Origin of the sequence: Rhizobium sp. Leaf384 (assembly GCF_001424065.1) — a bacterium.
GTDB lineage: Bacteria > Pseudomonadota > Alphaproteobacteria > Rhizobiales > Rhizobiaceae > Ferranicluibacter.
This window is the reverse complement of sequence record NZ_LMQE01000005.1, coordinates 13907-31019: the sequence shown is the minus strand read 5'-3', so window position 1 is coordinate 31019 and position 17113 is coordinate 13907. Positions and strand designations below refer to the sequence as shown.

Genomic DNA, 17113 nt, shown 5'->3' with positions numbered 1-17113 from the left:
TTTTGTCATGGCTGACAGAATTCATATTGACAAACGGACGCTCCGCCAGTCTAAAAAGCAGCGAGGATGAGGAAAACACACAGGGAGGACACCATGCGCTTGATCACGAAAACACTTCGGACCGGCACGATGCTCGCAGCACTTGCGATGGGCACCGCGGCGTCTGCGGAGGATATCACACTGTGGACGCTGAATTTCAGCTCTGAGGCATCGAATGCCGCCATGCAGAAAATAGCCTCCGACTTCGAGGCCGCAAACCCCGGCGTCAACGTCGAGATCGTCACGCGCGGCGTCGACGATCACAAGACGGCCCTGCGCGTTGCCGCAGGATCGGATCGCGGACCCGATATCTTCTTCAGCTGGGCCGGTCTCGGCCTGGGTGGCGAGTACATCAAGGCGGGCCTCAGCCTTCCGCTCGACAAATATTATGCGCAGTACAAGTGGGACGAGGAGCTGGTGCCCGCCGCCGCGTCCTTCTCCAAGATCTACGAGGGCGGACGGCAGGGCGTGCCCTTCACGTTCAAGGGCGAGGCGCTCTACTACAACAAGGCCCTGTTCACGCAGGCCGGCATCACCGAAGCGCCGAAAACCTATGACGAACTGGTCGCGGCTGCAGAAAAGCTCAAAGCTGCCGGCATCCCCGCCATCACCTTCGGCGGCACGGTCAATTGGCATCTCATGCGCCTGATGGACGTGATCCTGGAGTCCAAATGCGGCATCGAAAAGCATGATGCGCTGATGAACATGAAGACGAGCTGGAAAACCGAGCCTTGCGCTGCGGCATCCTTCACCGAGCTCGACCGGTGGAGCAAGAACTACATTCTCAGCCCCTTCATGGGCATCGACAATGCCCAGTCCTTCAATCTCTTCGTCGGTGGTCGGGCGGCGATGATGCTGGAAGGCGACTGGCTGGTGCAGCAGCTCGCAGAGGCCGGAAACCTCGACGACTACGACGTTTTCCCCGTTCCCACCGGTACCAACCGACTCTACGGTTTTGCCGAGTATCACTACATCAGCAGCAAGAGCAAAAACCCCGACACCGCGGCCAAGTTCCTCGACTATTTCATGTCGACACCGGTGCAGCAGGCAAGCCTCGGGCAGTTCAGCACCACCTCCATCAACAAGAACGTCACCTACAAGGACCTGCGTCCTCTCGACCAGAAATGGGTCGACATCTTCAACACCTATACGCAGGTCTACATGAACGGCGACCAGGCCTTTCCGCTCGACGTAACGACGGAGTATTTCCGGGTCATCAACGAAGTGGCGAGCGGCAACATGGCGGCGGCGGATGCCGGCGGCCAGCTTCAGGCCTTCATCGACAACCGGCGCTGATTGCCGGTTGCCTGCGCCGGCCCTGAGCAAGGGCCGGCCCTCTACCCTCTGCATCCATCGCCCGCGTCGGACTTGCCGCGCCGTAGAGCCTGCCTCGCATGGAGTGTCTCATGACGTCCAGATCCCTGTTCTCCGACCAGCGCACCCAGGCGGCAATGCTGATCGCTCCGGCTTTCATCATCTACGTCCTGTTTGCGATTTATCCCATGGTGGACGTGGTGGCCCTGAGCTTCCAGCGGTGGAACGGCCTTGACGCCCACAAGGAGTTCGTCGGCCTCAACAATTACGTCGACATCTTTACCAAGGATCCGGTGTTCTGGGGCGCGTTCCGCAACACCGTCATCTGGACGATCCTGTCGACGATCTTTCCCCCGCTGGTCGGGCTGATGCTGGCCCTCGGGGTCAACCAGCCGATCTTCGGCCGTAACGGCCTGCGGGCGATCTTCTATCTTCCCGTCATCATCGCGCCCATTGCGGTCGCCACCATGTGGCGCTGGATGTACGACCCGTTCTTTGGCCTGTTTGGGCAGGTCCTGACCTCTCTCGGTCTCCAGACCTGGATCCAGGACTGGCTCGGAAACCGCAACATCGCGCTCTACTCCGCATTCGTCGCCTATCTCTGGCAGACGGTCGGTTTTTCCATGGTGCTCTTTCTCGCCGGATTGCAGGGCGTCAGCAAGACGCTGATCGAGGCGGCCCGCATCGATGGCGCCGGACGCTGGCGCGTGTTTCGTCACGTGACCTTTCCGGCGCTAAAGCCGACGATCACCATCGTCCTCGTGCTGGCCATCATCTCTTCACTGAAGGCGTTCGATATCATCTACGGCCTGACCGGCGGCGGGCCGGCGCAGTCGACGCAGATGCTGGCGCTCTGGGCTTTCACCCAGTCGATGCAGATCTTCGACTTCGGTCGCGGCAGCGCCATCTCCGTCGTCCTCCTGCTCATCACCCTATGCGTCGTCATCCCCTATCTGCGCTGGACGCGAAACTCCGAGGAGACCGAGCAATGACACCGACGGCAGCCTCTCCGTACGACAATACACTGCAAAAGCCCCAGCGGGACTGGGTGCTGGTGGCGCTGTGGGCGACGCTCGTTCTGGTCGCGCTCATCTGGGTCGCACCCTTCGTCTTCATCATCTTCACCTCTCTGAAGTCCAATGCCGCGGTGATGGCGTCCAGTGCCTTTGCCCCGCCCGTCGATCCGAAATTCGCCAACTACACCGGCGCCTGGGACCGTGGTCGCTTCAACACGACGTTCTTCAACAGCGTCATCATCACCGTCATCAAGGTACCCCTTGGTCTGTTTCTCTCGTCCATGGCTGCCTATGCCTTCGCGAAAATCCCGTTCACGGGTCGCAAGATGCTGCTTCTGGTCATTCTCTTCGGCACGATGATCCCCTTCCAGGTGATGCTCGCACCGCTCTTCACGCTGGTGAACCGCCTGCACCTGATCGACACCTATCCCGGCGTCATCCTGCCTTACCTTGCCTTCGGCATTCCCTATCAGGTCTTCATCCTGCAGAGCTTCTTCCGGGGTATCCCGAAGGAACTGAGCGAGGCGGCACGCATCGACGGCGCTTCGCATTTCACGATCTTCCGACGGATCTTCCTGCCGGTTTCCCTGCCCGTGCTGGCCGCCTTGCTCATCCTCGACTTCGTGTCCACATGGAACGAGTTTGCCATGGCGCTCGTCCTTCTGCAGGACCGCGACATGTGGACCCTTCCCCTCGGCCTTTCGGCTTTCCAAGGACAATTCTCGAGGGACTACGGCCAGCTCAACGCCGCCATCGTGATGACGGTGCTTCCTGCCGCCATCGTCTACCTCATCTTCCAGCGCTACTTCGTTTCCGGACTGACGTCCGGCGCGGTGAAGGGCTGAATCTCCATCAAGGACGCATGATATGACCGACAACAGCATCGCCAAATGGGACATCTTCGAAACCAGCCTGACGGGGCCCTCCTCCGGCAATCCGTTCATCGAGGTCGAACTCGAGGCCGACTTCAGTCAGAAGAGTCGTCGCGTGCGGGTGCCCGGCTTCTATGACGGCGATGGCGTCTACAAGGTCCGCTTCATGCCCGACAACGAGGGCGAATGGACGTATGTGACGCGCTCTTCGGCACCCGAACTCGACGGCCAATCCGGCAGCTTCCTTGCCGGACCGGCGCGACCCGACGTCCACGGACCCGTTCAGGTCGCCAACAGGTTTCACTTCGCCCATGCCGACGGCACGCCGTTCCTATCGTTCGGCACGACCTGCTATGCCTGGACGCATCAACCTCTGGACCTGCAGGCCCGGACGCTGGAAACCTTAAAACAGGCGCGCTTCAATAAGATGCGGATGGGCGTTTTCCCAAAGGATTACCCGTTCAATATCAACGAGCCGCTCCATGACGTCTATGAGCGCGACGCAGACGGGGAACTCGATTTCGACCGGCCCAACCCCGAAAGTTTCCGACACTTCGAAAATCAGGTGAAAGCGCTGGGCGATCTCGGCATCGAAGCCGACATCATCATCTTCCATCCCTATGACCGCTGGGGATATTGCGACATGAGCGCCGAGCAGGACTATCGCTACGTCGCCTATCTCACCGCACGCCTCGCTGCGTATCGCAATGTCTGGTGGTCGCTTGCCAACGAGTATGACTTCCTCCTCGACACCAAGCCAATGGGCCAATGGGACCGCTACTTCCAGATCATCGAGGAGAATGATCCCTATCATCACCTGAAGTCGATCCATAACGGCGACGTCAACGCGAATTACGATCATCGCCGCCCCTGGGTCAGCCACGTCTGCATCCAGAACTGGGACGTGAAGCGCACGCAGGAATGGCGGGAGACCTACGGGAAGCCGGTCGTCAACGATGAGCCGGAGTATGAGGGCGACATCATGCTGTCCTGGGGCAATATTTCCGCCCGCGAACTGGTCCATCGTTACTGGATTACCCTGCTGCGCGGCGGCTATGCGGGTCATGGCGAAACCTTCATGCATCCCGACGACATCCTCTGGTGGGCAAAGGGGGGCGTGCTGCACGGGGAGGCCTGGAAGCGGATCGGCTTCCTGCGCGATCTCCTGCAGGAGGAAGTGAAAGACGGCCTGACGCCGATCGCGCGCGAGGCGAACTGGCCATGGAGCCGCGTGTCCGGCGCCACCGATGGTGACGTCACCTATATCTATCTCGGCGAGCACCAGCCCGTCATCTGGGCGCCGGGCCTGCCGCAGGAGGCTGGAGACTATGACGTTGACGTGATCGATACGTGGGAAATGACGGTGACGCCCGCCACGATCGTCGATGCCCCAGCCAACCATCCGACCCGGCATGGCGCGTCGCTCCGCCCGCGCCGTCCGGATGCCGCTTTCGCCGTGAAACTGCCGGGCAAGCCGAACCTCGCCATCCGCGTGCGGCCGAAGCGCTAGGAGGAACATGGAATGTCGACCGTTCAGATCCGCGACGTCCGAAAATCCTATGGCGCCCATCCTGTCCTCCACGGTGTCGATATCGACATCGCGGACGGCGAGTTCGTCATTCTCGTCGGCCCCTCGGGCTGTGGGAAATCGACACTGCTGCGAATGGTGGCCGGTCTGGAGACGATCACCGGCGGTACGATCAGCATTGACGGGCGCGTCGTGAACGGAGTGGAACCGAAAGACCGAGATATCGCGATGGTTTTCCAGAACTATGCGCTCTATCCCCAGATGACGGTGGCGCAGAACATGGGCTTCGCGCTGGAGTTGGCGGGCGCCGGCAAGGACGAGATCAAGCGCAAGGTGGATCATGCCGCGGGAATCCTTGGTCTCGAGACGCTTCTCGACCGGAAGCCGGCTCAGCTTTCAGGTGGTCAGCGCCAGCGCGTCGCCATGGGTCGCGCCATCGTGCGCGATCCCAAGGTTTTCCTGTTCGACGAGCCGCTCTCAAACCTTGATGCCAAGCTGCGCGTCAAAATGCGCGCGGAGATCAAAGCGCTGCATCACCGCCTGAAGACGACGATCGTCTACGTCACCCATGACCAGATCGAAGCCATGACGATGGCCGACAAGATCGTCGTCATGCAAGGTGGTCATATCGAGCAGATCGGAACGCCGCTCGATCTCTACGACCATCCGAAGAACGTCTTCGTCGCTGGCTTCCTCGGGTCGCCCGCCATGAACTTCCTCGACGGCGTCATCGTCGGCGAAGACGGCGCCTTCCTCGAACTGAACGGCGCCGGCCGCGTGCCGCTTCCAGCGGGCCTTCGTTGTGCCGCAGGACAATCGGTCATCGCCGGCATCCGTCCAGAGGAGATCGGCATCGCCGACACCGGCGGCATACCGGCCGAGGTGCTCGTGGTGGAGCCGACAGGCTCGGAAACCCACCTTGCTGTCCGGCTCGGCTCGCAGGAGATCACCGTTGTCCTGAGGTCCCGCATCGCACTGGTCCCCGGCGAACAGGTTCACCTTTCACTGGGGACAGCGCCGCTGCATGTGTTCGACAAGGAAACGAAGGAGCGGTTGCCATCATTTTCATGAGATTCCAAAGGGCTACGACGAGCGGTTGCGCGCGCCGAGCGATATCTGAAACTCCTCGCTGCAACTTTCGCCAGACCTTGCGCATGCCGTAAAGTCAGAGTTTCGCGCTCGACACGAGACGTCGCGCGACCTTCGTGGACATTTTGTACCGGGCGCGGGTCGACAGGCGATCCGCGTCGATTGGCTCAGCAATGGCCTCATGACATGCCGACGGGGCACGCCGCAGCAGCTCGCAGCGGGCTTGACCCCGAGCGCACGTCGGCGGCGGTCGATGAGAGATCATCGCTTCTCTGCACAGTCGAGCGCAGTCCGCCGGGAAGGATGTGCGCCTTGGTGCCCGACCACTATTGAACCGACGAATGCCATGGTGTTGAGGCGGTGTGCGCGACGATGTCGCTTCGCCCGCATTGGGTAGAGAGAACCCCCTTCGACCACGATATCGCGAGGTTGGGCCCATGCGCTCACGCTGACTGAAGACGCATCATGGGAAACGAACTTTGCGGGAGGAAATCCCTCTCGCCGGCTGGCCCGCCGCTATCGGCAAGGTCGCTTTCCATGATCGCCAGTATGCGCGGAAGCGCTCTTTCGAAGGCCTCGACGCAGGTCGCATCGAACTGGGTTCCAGCCTTCGACCGGATGTGCTCGACAGTGCGCTCCACGGTCCATGCGGCCTTGTATGGCCTTTCGGTCGTGAGGGCGTCGAAGTTGTCGGCAATCGCGACGATACGTCCGGAGATCGGGATCCTGTTGCCCGCGATTCCGTGGGGATAGCCCGTGCCGTCCCAGCGCTCATGATGGCTGCCGGCGATCTCGGCCGCGAGCCGGAGCAGACTGGATTTCGACTCCCGCAGGATGTTCCAGCCGACGACGGTGTGGCGCTGCATGGTGATGAACTCGTCCTCGGTGAACTTGCCCTTCTTGAGGAGCACGGCATCCGGGATGGCGACCTTTCCAATATCGTGCATCGGAGATGCAAGCCGGATATCGGAGCAATCACGCGGCGAAAGACCCATGCAGACGGCGATGGCTTCGGAATACAGTCCGACCCGACGGGTGTGCCGCGCGGTTTCCAAATCCTTGTAGCTGGCCGCGATGGTCAGGCGATCGATGATCTCCTCCTCGCGCTCGCGTATCTCCCTGACCGCCTTGTCGACTTCTATCCTCAGCCACTCCGCCTTGTCGGCAAGCTTGTTGCGCGCGTCGACGAGCGCCATCAGGTTCTTGATCCTTGCCTGGAACTCCAGCGGATTGACGGGTTTCGTCAGGAAGTCGATCGCGCCCGCGTTCAGCGCCGTCATTCTGGTCGCGGCATCGGTGTCGGACGTAACGATCACGACCAAACTGTCCCGGTGTTTTTCGAAGCGCATCAGCTCGACCAAGAGCTCGGCCCCCGTGAAGCCGGGCATCTGGTAGTCGATGACTGCAATGTCGTAGTCCAGATCGGACGCGCATGCGAGAACGTCCTCGGGCAGTCCGAAGGGGACGGCAACACAGTCGGGAATGCGTTCAACGAGCTTCGTGAGGAAAGCAAGGTTCGTCCTGTTGTCGTCGACGAGAAGTATGCGCATCCGTCGTAATCCCTCATGCGGCTAGGTGCCGTCGGCTATCGGCTATGGTTCCATGAAGTTCGGCAAGGTCGGCGTCGCCGACGGCATTGTCCCGCAGTTGCTGCGACCTGTCGGCAACGGCCTGCAGGCCAACGCTGCTGGCGGCGCCTTTCAGCGTATGGAGGATACGATCGACGTTTCCTCCATTTCCGGAAAGCGCGGCGTGCAGTTCGGACAACAACTGTGAAGCATCATCGAAGAAGCTTCCCAGCAGTTCGTCGAAAGCGTCCGGCCCGAGCACCTCGATGATCTCCGCCCGGCGCTTCTCAAATGCGTGGTCGGGACCGGACACGGTGACCGGCGCGTCGGCATCGGCAGCATGTTGCGGCAGGGCCGTATCTTTTCCGGTGATCGAAAGAATGACCGTGCGTAGCTGTCTCATGGTCACAGGCTTCGACTGGAACGCGCTCATTCCGGCCTCATGGCAAAGGCGGCAATCGTCATCGGAAGCGTTCGCCGTCATCGCCACGATCGGAACGGCTCGCCCATCCTCTTCGGCTGACCTGATGCGCCGTGTCGCTTCGATCCCGTCCATCCTTGGCATCTGCATGTCCATCAGGATGAGGTCGTAACGGTGCCGAGCCGCCATCTCGACGGCCTCAAGGCCGTCGGACGCGATCGCGACCTTCTGACCCAGGTGTTTCAGAAAGCCTGCCGCGACCTGCTGGTTGACGAGGTTGTCCTCCACCAGAAGAATGTCCAGCGAGGGGACAGGTCCCGTGCGCTCCTGCGTCTCATCCGTTGCTGGCAATGCGAGCGGGTCGGCCGGGTTGCGCGGTATTTCGAACCAGAACGTGCTCCCCTCGCCTTTTCGGCTTTCAACCCCGATCTGACCACCCAGCGCCTCGACGATCTGGCGGCTGATGGTCAGGCCGAGCCCTGTACCTCCGTAGCGCCGGCTAATCGTCGCATCGCCCTGCGAGAAAGGCTGAAAGAGGCGGTCGATGTTCTCCTTGTCGATGCCGATGCCGGTGTCGATGATCTCGAAGCGCATGCTGTCCTGGGCTTCTGCATTCCTCGTTTCCGTCAGCCTGAGGGTGACCGATCCTTCCTCGGTGAACTTGATGGCGTTGCTCAGCAGGTTCAGGAGAACCTGTCGTAGGCGGGTCGGATCCGACATGACGACAGGCGTTTCCAGGCATTCGGGCAGATCGAGATGGATACGGGTTCCATGTTCCGTCGCGCGGTCCCGGAGCATGTCGACGGCTCCGCCGACGATCGATGCGACGTCTATCGCCCGGATCTCGATGTTGAGACGACCATGCTCGATCTTCGAGAAATCGAGGATCTCGTTGATGATCTCGAGCAGAGCCTGCCCGGATCGCCGGATCGTCTGGACCCCCGGTGCAACCGTCGGCGGCAGGTTCGACAGTTCCAGCAGTTCCGCGGTGCCGAGGATGGCGTTGAGAGGCGTTCTGATCTCGTGGCCCATGGTCGCCATGAACTGCGACTTCGCGCGGTTCCCCGCCTCGGCCGCCATGTAGGACTCTTTCAGCTTGTTGGAGATATCCTCAAGTGTAAGTCCAGCTAGACGGACCGAATTCAACTGTCTTCTGAGCGTGAAGATGAGGACGCCGACGCAGCAGACGAGCAGCGCAACGACACCTGCCGACTTCCACTGAAGGCCAAGAACGGCGTCTCTTGCCTCTGCTCGCTCGACGCTGACCGTGTTGTTCGAATAAGTGAGGAGTTCTTCCGTGTGCTTGATAAGGGCTTCGAACTCCTGGTCCGCGCCTTTGAGGTCCGCAGCATCAACCTGCGCGCCACCGGATATTCTATCGAACAGCGGGGTTTGGTTCGAAACGGCGCGACGGATCGCGGACACGCCGGCCGACACGTCGCCATCGTTTCGGAAGCCGTCGTTGAACGACGTCTTGTCGAGGATGTCCATTCGCGAATAGAGGATGTCGAAGCGGGTGGACAGGGCCTTGATCCGGGGCTCCGTGAACGCCCCCTCCGCAAGCATGACATGGACGGTCTCGTGTAGTCTCCGCGCCTCGCGGTCGAGCTGGTAGACGGACCAGAGGGCGTTCTCCCTTATGCCGTCCTGCAGTGCGGAGTACTTCTGCGACAAGTCGGTGAACAGCATGACGAGCCCCAGCAGGAGAGCGACGGCGAACGCCTGCAAGACCATCGTGGCCTTGCCGGCGCGCCGGATCACATCACCGCTCTGCTGGGACGACGGGATCACTCCGAGACCTCGATGTCCTTGATCTGCCAGACCGAGCGCGAGAAGTACTTTTCATTGAGGAGCGACGCATCCTTATCGAAGGGGTAGACCAGGAAAAGAGGCCCCTTTTCACGGACCGACATGCGCTTGCCGTCCATGCGTGTCGCGAGCATCGTGTCGAGTTCGCTTGCGTCTTCGGCAGGCACGTCGGCTGCATAGTCGTTCAGCGCCGTGAGCTTGATCTTCTGGCCGTGCGCGCCTGCCGCATCGAGAACCGATCTCAGCAGGGGTCCGGAAAATTCGACCTTGCCCTTGGTCCAGGGTGTCTCCATCACGGCTTTCCGGCCGACCAGAGCTTCGAGCATGGGCAAGTCGAACTGGGCCGTTCCATCGACGTTGGCGTGGTCAAGCTTGGCCGCGCGAACAGTGAGCACGACTTCGCCCGTCGGATTGTCGAGCGCAAACGCAGGACACGACAAAAGAGTAGCGGCGACCGAAAGTGCCGCCACGAAACTGGACGTCTTCAACGCATTCTCCATAGATAACACATGCCGTTACGAGCGGCAGGACGGTGGGGCGGACAATGCCGCAAGCCAGTGTCCGGTGGCGTTCGGTCGCAAACGCGAGGCCGCGTAGCCTGGATCGGCATCATGCCGAATTGGTCGTTCGATACGGACACCGCAAATTATGGGGAGAGACTTTAACGAGGCCTTAATAGACTGTCCGGGGGACGCCAAAGGCGGGAACATATGTGAGCTAATGGTTACGAAGCAATTGACGAAACGATCGCAATGTCCGTCTTCAACGGTTTGCGCGCTGTTGCAAGAAGGTCGACGCTCGGTAAGCGCCGCCTGTCTTCCGTTTCAAACATGGCCATGAGGTCAAGCCGTCGGCAATGAGCGGCGACGGAAAGAACCCTTCGGCCCGCTGTGTGGTCTTGCCTGGTGTGGTGAAGCTCGGGGCTGGACCATCGACGTCGAGACATGCGGCATCCGTCCGACAGGCTCGCCGAGGTCTCGATCGTCGACGGAATGCGGCTGGATGCGCATTTTCAAGCCGGATGCGCGTTCCCGAAGGGCGCTGCGACGCCCGTTCCCGTCCACGTGTCCACTGTTGGGTCGCTCAAGCGTGACGGTCCGTGCCGCGGAGAGGAACGCGACATGGGCCGCGAGGCCTAGGCACGCAGGTCAGCGCTGTCTGCCCTGACCCGGCCTCCGGTTCTGTGTGATCAGCATCTCGATACGCCTGGGCATGGTCATGCCCATCGCCCCTCTCCAGGACTCTAACTCGTCGGCAAGGTTCCCGTCAGACGTCTTCCCAGCTTTCCTTCATCCGCGCCCCGACGCCCGCGGCACGACGTTTGATCGTGTCCTGCAACGCCCGAGCGGGCGACGCTACGGGCGTCCTGTTGGAGGAGGTCGATCGGAGGAACTGATCCTTTTGAACCCTAAAGCTGCTGACGAGTTCGGAAAGGCTTACCGCCTCTGCCGAGAGCTTCTGCGTGGCGGCGGACGATTCTTCGGACATCGCTGCGTTCTGCTGGGTGATCTGGTCGAGACTCGTCACGGCAGCGTTGATTTCGGCAATCCCGGAAGCCTGTTCTTTCGAAGAGCTGGCGATCTGGGTCATGAAGTCATTGATCATGCGCACCTGATCTCCGATTTCCTTCAGAGCGCGCCCGGTGGAATTGACCAGGACGACGCCCCGGTTGACGTCTTCGGAAGACTTTCCGATGAGCAGCTTGATTTCCTTCGCGGCACCGGCAGACCGTTGCGCGAGTTCGCGGACTTCCTGGGCCACGACCGCGAACCCTTTGCCCTGGTCACCGGCTCTCGCGGCCTCGACGCCTGCGTTCAGCGCCAGGAGATTGGTTTGAAACGCAATCTCGTCGATCGTGCCGATGATCTGGGTCATTTGCTGCGACGAGATCTCGATCTCGCTCATCGCGTTTACGGCCTGTTCAACGACCTCGCCGGACTTTGCCGCACCGATTGCTGACTTGGCGATGATGTCCTGGATTTCCGCAGTTCGGGTCTGCGCCTGTTTCGATATCGTGCTGATCTGCTCGAGAGCCGCCGCGGTTTCCTCAAGCGCGGCCGCCTGCTGCTCGGTGCGCTTGGCCATCTCGTTCGTCGCATCGGCTATCTCGTGCGATTGCGCCGAAACGAGATTGACGGACTGACCGATCTGCCGCATCGCGCCGTTGAGGCTTGAGACCGAGGCGTTGAAGTCGGATTTCAGACCCTCGAACTCGGGCGCCAGCGTCCGTTCAAGCGCGACGGTAAGATCGCCTTCCGACAATTTGGCAAGAGATTCCTCCAAGACGGACATCGCCGTGTCTTGGTCGTTCTTGATTGCCGTCCTTGCATTTTCGGCAGCTGTCCGTTGCTCGGCGAGAACCTCGAGATAAACGGAGATGGCGTAGTCCATGTCGACCAAGGCGGCTTTCACAACCACGCTGATGTCGTCTGCCAGTTTCTTCGCCTTCCCTCTTACGAAGTATCCCTTCAACTCCTCCGACACGACCGCCCGTATGATCCCCTCCAGCATCAGGGCATAGCCCCCGATGTACCAACGAGGTTCGAGGCCCAATCGTGCATGAACGCGCCCGACCATGGTCACGCCATCGACATAAGCTTCGTCGAATTTCGCTGAGGCTATCGTTTCCCAGTGCCGGACCTGCCGCCCTTTGGCATGGGCGACATGAGCATCGCTGGAAAAGAACTTGGCGGTTTCCGGATGGGCTGTCGCCTTGGCATAGAAATCGTCCAGTGCACCGTCGAGAGAGAGGGCGATGGTCGGCGCGAGAGCCGCAAGCGAGCGCTTGTGAACCTCTTTAAGCTCGACAAAGTCGAGGCGTTCTTTCAGTTGGACTGCGGCATTTCCGTTGGCGCTCATAGCGGGTCTCTCTCAAATGGCCACCGACGCGACACGGATCGCATCGCGGATATGGGACGGTGATGCGTCCCGACCCACCCCCAATCATTGGAGACCCGTTACAACCGCAACTGAAGGATGCATAAGTTTTAGGGTTAACTTACTAATATCGCGTTAATTCTGATGCCGAGCGTCAGCGATTGCGAACTTAGTCTTTGGATGAAAGCCGAGGAGAGCACATTGCCTGAGCCAGCCTCCTCGAACAATTAAGTGCCCGACGAACCTTAATCCAAAGATAATCGCGCACCCCTAGACTTGATATGAGCGCGGATGTTGGTGCTGTTCAAGGATCCTCGCAGCCGTCGTGCAGGTTCGCCCCTTCAAGAAGGTGAGCGGCAAAACCGATGAGATTGCCGAGGCGGCCGACATTTCCTGTCCAACCAATGCTACCAATACTGGACAGGAGCGCGTCTGCGGTCGCGCAACGCCAACGGGCAAAGATCGACCGTATCCGGGTCCACTGAGGAGAACGGACAGACGTGAGGTGTGATCACGTATCCGGACCTTATCAAAGGCCCATTCATGGGCGAGCTCGACCCAAGGGTCTGCAGGCCTGTCTGGTTCATGCATCGCAGGTTCGACATCAACGCGACGGAGTCAGACCCTGTCGCTACGCCTCTCTTCCCCCAACAGATCGACGAAGGCCCTGAGAGGAGCGGACATCAGCCTGCTGGAGAAGTAGAGCCGCGGCCCCTCGAACCGGGTCCACCATTCGGGCAGAACCGGTTTGAGAGCCCCGGCTTCAAGCGCTGGGCGAAGCCAGTTCTCGAAGGTGCAGATAATCCCGTGACCCGCGGATGCGAGCTCAATGGCAGCGGGTGCGGCATTCACGCCGATTGTCAGACGTGCAGGAGGATCGACCGTGACGGACTGCTCACCGCGTTCGAACTCCCATGCCGTCAGCGCGCCGCTTGAGAAGCGAAACCGGATGCAGTCATGGTTGAGCAAATCATTCGGATGCACAGGCGCCCCTCGCGCGTCGAGGTATCCTGGGGACGCCGCGAGGGCCAATCGCTGATATCGCGGCCCGATCGGGACAGCGATCATATCCTTGGCCAGATGTTCGCCGTAGCGGATCCCGGCGTCGCAACCAGCCGCAATGACGTCAACAAGCCTGTCCTCCACCACAAGCTCGAGCTTGACCTCCGGAAAGCGGTTGAGGAAGCGATCGATCAACGGCGGCAGGATGTCAACCATGACGGCGCCCGTGACATTCAGCTTCAGCTGGCCTCTGACCTGACCCTTCGAACTCGCAACATCCTGCAGCGCGGCCCGTGCTTCTCGCATCAATGGCGACAGCCGGGAAGCCAGCGTCTGCCCGGCCTCCGTCAGATTGACGCTGCGCGTGGTCCGGATGAGAAGCGGCACGGCCAGTCGCGTCTCCAGTGAGGCAATCCTCTCACTGACGGTCGACGGCGACAGGCCAAGCTGCTTCGCGGTTCTCCTGAACCCGCCGGTTTCGCAGACCGACAGAAAGACGGACAGGTCGTCCAAGGGCAGATCTTCATTGCTCGCCATGGCGATCACACTATGTGGATCTGGATCGCTTATCAAACATTCGCCGCGTGATAGGATCGTCCGCAACAGGAAATAGCCGGTCCGTTGGAGAACGAGACGAGAGCCGGATATGCGGAATGGGAAACATCATATGACAGGCAAGAATGTTCTGATCACCGGTGCGAACAAGAGCATCGGTTACGAGACCGCCCGCCAGCTGGGTCGGCTCGGATATCGCATCTGGCTCGGCAGCCGAGACGCCGGGCGAGGCACGCGCGCGGTGGAAACACTCTTGTCTGAGGGCATTGATGCGCGGCCGATTGCGATCGACGTGACGGATGACGACAGTATTCGGAACGCCGTCCGCACAGTCCAGGCTGCCGATGGCAAGCTCGACGTCTTGATCAACAATGCGGGCATTCCCGGCGGCTACGCCGCACCGAGCGAGCAGAGCGTGCGCGAGATAGAAACGGTCTACCAGACCAATGTTTTTGGCCCGATCCGGGTGACACAGGCGTTCCTGCCCCTGCTTCGGGCTTCCGGTCAGGCCAACGTGATCATGGTGAGTAGCGGCCTGGGCTCGCTCACATGGCTTTCCGATCCCGCGCATCCTTACCATACCGTCAACATACTGGGGTACAACAGCTCGAAGACGGCGCTGAATGCAATCACCCTGTCCCTGGCCAAGGACCTTGAAGGAGATGGTATCAGGGTCAACGCGGCAGATCCCGGTTACACGAAGACCGACTTCAACAATCATTCCGGATATCGCACCGTCGAACAGGCCGCGGATACCATCGTCTGGCTTGCAGGGCAGGATGCTTCAGGGCCAACCGGTGGGTTCTTTTTCGAAAGAAGCCATGCTCCTTGGTAAGCGTGCAGATGTCATGCTTGATGTCCAGTAGGAGTTTGGCTTTGGTGTCGCCACATTCATTTGTCAGCCGAATGCGACTGCGCTTCCGCCGGCCGATCCGAGGCGTTGCGACGCGGTAAGCACTCAATTGAGAGCGTCCTCATGCAGCGTCACCTGCCGAAGTTCCGCCGATAGCCATGGATCCACCGTCAGATCTTTCCGGATCAAACCGTGGCTCCAGCGGTTACTCGACTGAGGCGCGTGCCAGGGTGGACAATCGACGATCGGATACCAGCATACGCCAACGATATTGGCCCCGTGAAATCTGGCGACACGCACCTGCTCGATGACATGCCGCAACCATGTTCCCTTGTTCAGCCCGGGATACCGACGGTGATGCACCGGATGACCGTCGTGCCAACTGGTTTCCGAAACCATGATCGGCTTGCGATAGCGGCGCCACGTCGCCATCAGCACCTTGACGAGGGACGTTCTCGCCGTGTGCGGATAATAGTTGATCCCGATGACGTCGACATGGACGGCAGAGACGATTGCATCGGTCGCCTCGAACTGACGGTCGCCCACACCGGTAATCGGATCGTTCGTCAGGATGCCGACATCCGGATGATGATCCCGCGCGACGCGCGCCATCGTGATCGCCATTGCAACGGCCTCCTGTCGTGGCATTCCGGAAATCCTCGGATAGAGGGACGGTTCGTTGACGGGACAGAGCCACAGCCTGTCCGAACCGTTGACGGCCCTGGATGCATCGGCCGCGATTTTAGCGCAGCGGACGGGGTCTTGGTTGCGATGGAAATGCGACAGATCCCATATGGCTTCGACCGATGCCTGCTTTGCAGCGGCAAGTCGTTCCACGGCGTGGTGACCGGGCACGAGCCCGTCGCGGATGGTCGTCATCCGATGATCGCGAACGATCCGGTAATGCTCAAGCATGCGAAACGGGGGGGTGTGCCGTGTCGTGACGAGGAGGTCGTGACGGCCACCGTGAACCAGACCGCACTCGAACCCGGCTATGGCGAAGCTCTGGAAGATCGACGTCGCCGGAAAAGGAAGGGACTGCTGCAGTGGCATGGCGACGTTCGAGATCTCGCGTGTCGAAGGTTTGTTGATCTCGACAAAGGGTCGATCCGGAATGCGCTTCGAAAGAAGCTACTGACGCCATTTCCTGCTGTCAGCAGCCTGAGGACGGTCATGCACTCCCATGGCACATCGACGGGCCGCCCGCATCCATCGCTTCACCCTGATGTGTTTGCGGCAACGCGTCGCGACCACGTCCATGAAAATCAGAAATGATGGGGAAACGTCGTGCATGTCCACACCTCAGCCGGGCGCGACAGACATGCAGAAAGCCGCCCGAAAGCGGCTTCCTGCAGGATGGCTCAGACAGCTTTGAGCTTGGCGCCCTTGGGATTGGCCGAAGCCTCGCCGAGCTGCGTCAGCAGCTGGTCGGTTTCCAGCTCTTCCTGAAGGTTGGCATCGATGAGTGCGGCGGCCTCGTCCATGCCCAGCTGGCCTGCCCAGCTCTTGAGCGTGCCGTAGCGGGCGATCTCGTAATGCTCGACGGCCTGCGCCGAGGAAATCAATCCGGCATCGAGGGCGACGAACCCCTTGTACTCGTCCATGATCTCTTCGCCTTCGGCGATGATGCCCTGGATCGCTTCGCAGGTCTTACCACGTGCCGGCTTGCCGATGAGTTCGAAGACCTGCTGGAGGCGCTCGATCTGACCTTCGGTCTGGTCCTTGTGCTTCAGGAACGCCTGCTTGCCTTCCTCGGAAGTCGCAGCCCGCGCCATCTTCGGCAGGGTCTTCAAAATTTGCCGTTCCGCGTAGTAAATGTCTTTCAGAGTGTCCAGAAACAGTGTCTCAAGGGTTTTCTCGGCCATGTAACGCTCCTTACAGTTGCGATTCGAGATGGCATCTAACAATGGCCTGCGGGTTATGTTCCCCATCTCAAGACGCCATTCTGACGAACGGCTGGACGACCCGTTAGCTTGCGGGCTCGTGGTGACAACAATCAGGAGGGAAACGGGATCTGACTGACCATGCGTCAGTCGGCGGATCGCTGAGATCAAGCGCTCCGACCTCTGGAGGCTGGCGTCCTACTGGAGACCCGTCTGAAGGACTGCCTGTCTGTCAGGAGAGCTGGAGCCCGCTGGACGCCAGATCTCCATGCAAGTACGCGCTCGTG

The 17113-nt window shown here is 60.4% G+C and carries 14 protein-coding genes; 7 read left to right on the top strand and 7 right to left on the bottom strand.

Going from position 1 to position 17113, the window contains the following annotated elements:
• Positions 1-129 precede the first annotated feature (129 nt).
• The 5 genes from ASG25_RS08635 to ugpC all read left to right on the top strand — a co-directional run bounded on the left by ASG25_RS08635 (position 130) and on the right by ugpC (position 5840).
• Complete coding sequence (locus tag ASG25_RS08635) at positions 130-1335, top strand: extracellular solute-binding protein (protein ID WP_244479399.1); 1206 nt, start codon at positions 130-132, stop codon at positions 1333-1335.
• A 110-nt stretch (positions 1336-1445) separates the two neighbouring features.
• Positions 1446-2345, top strand: coding sequence for a sugar ABC transporter permease (locus ASG25_RS08630; RefSeq protein WP_062472592.1), 900 nt, complete (start codon positions 1446-1448; stop codon positions 2343-2345).
• Positions 2342-3214, top strand: coding sequence for a carbohydrate ABC transporter permease (locus ASG25_RS08625; RefSeq protein ID WP_062472589.1), 873 nt, complete (start codon positions 2342-2344; stop codon positions 3212-3214). The genes ASG25_RS08630 and ASG25_RS08625 overlap by 4 nt, the downstream gene beginning before the upstream one ends.
• Before the next feature lie 22 nt (positions 3215-3236).
• On the top strand, positions 3237-4751 hold the full coding sequence (locus ASG25_RS08620) for a DUF5060 domain-containing protein (RefSeq protein WP_062472588.1): 1515 nt from the start codon (positions 3237-3239) through the stop codon (positions 4749-4751).
• A 12-nt stretch (positions 4752-4763) separates the two neighbouring features.
• Entirely contained in the window at positions 4764-5840 is a 1077-nt protein-coding gene (gene ugpC / locus ASG25_RS08615) for a sn-glycerol-3-phosphate ABC transporter ATP-binding protein UgpC (RefSeq protein WP_062472586.1), read from the top strand.
• Positions 5841-6301: 461 nt separating this feature from the next.
• On the opposite strand, the gene ASG25_RS08610 is transcribed toward ugpC, so the two are convergent.
• From ASG25_RS08610 to ASG25_RS08585, 5 genes are all read right to left on the bottom strand, one after another.
• Positions 6302-7408 carry an HD domain-containing phosphohydrolase gene (locus tag ASG25_RS08610; protein WP_062472584.1) on the bottom strand — a complete coding sequence of 369 codons (1107 nt, stop codon included), beginning with the start codon at positions 7406-7408 and terminating at the stop codon, positions 6302-6304.
• Positions 7409-7421: 13 nt separating this feature from the next.
• Positions 7422-9638 (bottom strand): ATP-binding protein, encoded by a 2217-nt coding sequence (locus ASG25_RS08605; protein ID WP_062472582.1) that lies wholly within the window; start codon positions 9636-9638, stop codon positions 7422-7424.
• On the bottom strand, positions 9635-10144 hold the full coding sequence (locus tag ASG25_RS08600) for a molybdopterin-dependent oxidoreductase (protein WP_244475254.1): 510 nt from the start codon (positions 10142-10144) through the stop codon (positions 9635-9637). The genes ASG25_RS08605 and ASG25_RS08600 overlap by 4 nt, the downstream gene beginning before the upstream one ends.
• A gap of 778 nt (positions 10145-10922) precedes the next feature.
• Positions 10923-12515, bottom strand: coding sequence for a globin-coupled sensor protein (locus ASG25_RS08590; protein WP_082480018.1), 1593 nt, complete (start codon positions 12513-12515; stop codon positions 10923-10925).
• Positions 12516-13151: 636 nt separating this feature from the next.
• Positions 13152-14072, bottom strand: coding sequence for a LysR family transcriptional regulator (locus ASG25_RS08585; protein WP_062472576.1), 921 nt, complete (start codon positions 14070-14072; stop codon positions 13152-13154).
• A 130-nt stretch (positions 14073-14202) separates the two neighbouring features.
• On the opposite strand from ASG25_RS08585, the gene ASG25_RS08580 reads away from it, so the two are divergent.
• Positions 14203-14925 (top strand): SDR family oxidoreductase, encoded by a 723-nt coding sequence (locus ASG25_RS08580; protein WP_062472574.1) that lies wholly within the window; start codon positions 14203-14205, stop codon positions 14923-14925.
• Between the two features lie 123 nt (positions 14926-15048).
• Here ASG25_RS08580 and ASG25_RS23000 read toward each other — a convergent pair whose 3' ends face one another.
• Positions 15049-15567, bottom strand: coding sequence for a glycosyl hydrolase 53 family protein (locus tag ASG25_RS23000; RefSeq protein ID WP_210168460.1), 519 nt, complete (start codon positions 15565-15567; stop codon positions 15049-15051).
• A 138-nt stretch (positions 15568-15705) separates the two neighbouring features.
• On the opposite strand from ASG25_RS23000, the gene ASG25_RS22995 reads away from it, so the two are divergent.
• Positions 15706-16218: a hypothetical protein gene (locus ASG25_RS22995; RefSeq protein ID WP_162242178.1), complete on the top strand. Its 513-nt coding sequence runs from the start codon at positions 15706-15708 to the stop codon at positions 16216-16218.
• Positions 16219-16304: 86 nt separating this feature from the next.
• On the opposite strand, the gene ASG25_RS08570 is transcribed toward ASG25_RS22995, so the two are convergent.
• Positions 16305-16808: a ferritin-like domain-containing protein gene (locus ASG25_RS08570; RefSeq protein WP_062472570.1), complete on the bottom strand. Its 504-nt coding sequence runs from the start codon at positions 16806-16808 to the stop codon at positions 16305-16307.
• Between the last annotated feature and the right edge of the window lie 305 nt (positions 16809-17113).

What these genes read in the sequence shown, in the direction of transcription:
- ASG25_RS08635 (WP_244479399.1), top strand. Translation starts at nt 130, where the DNA reads ATGCTCGCAGCACTTGCGATGGGCACCGCGGCGTCTGCGGAGGATATC.
- ASG25_RS08630 (WP_062472592.1), top strand. Translation starts at nt 1,446, where the DNA reads ATGACGTCCAGATCCCTGTTCTCCGACCAGCGCACCCAGGCGGCAATG.
- ASG25_RS08625 (WP_062472589.1), top strand. Translation starts at nt 2,342, where the DNA reads ATGACACCGACGGCAGCCTCTCCGTACGACAATACACTGCAAAAGCCC.
- ASG25_RS08620 (WP_062472588.1), top strand. Translation starts at nt 3,237, where the DNA reads ATGACCGACAACAGCATCGCCAAATGGGACATCTTCGAAACCAGCCTG.
- ugpC (WP_062472586.1), top strand. Translation starts at nt 4,764, where the DNA reads ATGTCGACCGTTCAGATCCGCGACGTCCGAAAATCCTATGGCGCCCAT.
- ASG25_RS08610 (WP_062472584.1), bottom strand. Translation starts at nt 7,408, where the DNA reads ATGCGCATACTTCTCGTCGACGACAACAGGACGAACCTTGCTTTCCTC.
- ASG25_RS08590 (WP_082480018.1), bottom strand. Translation starts at nt 12,515, where the DNA reads ATGAGCGCCAACGGAAATGCCGCAGTCCAACTGAAAGAACGCCTCGAC.
- ASG25_RS08585 (WP_062472576.1), bottom strand. Translation starts at nt 14,072, where the DNA reads ATGGCGAGCAATGAAGATCTGCCCTTGGACGACCTGTCCGTCTTTCTG.
- ASG25_RS08580 (WP_062472574.1), top strand. Translation starts at nt 14,203, where the DNA reads ATGACAGGCAAGAATGTTCTGATCACCGGTGCGAACAAGAGCATCGGT.
- ASG25_RS23000 (WP_210168460.1), bottom strand. Translation starts at nt 15,567, where the DNA reads ATGGCGATCACGATGGCGCGCGTCGCGCGGGATCATCATCCGGATGTC.
- ASG25_RS08570 (WP_062472570.1), bottom strand. Translation starts at nt 16,808, where the DNA reads ATGGCCGAGAAAACCCTTGAGACACTGTTTCTGGACACTCTGAAAGAC.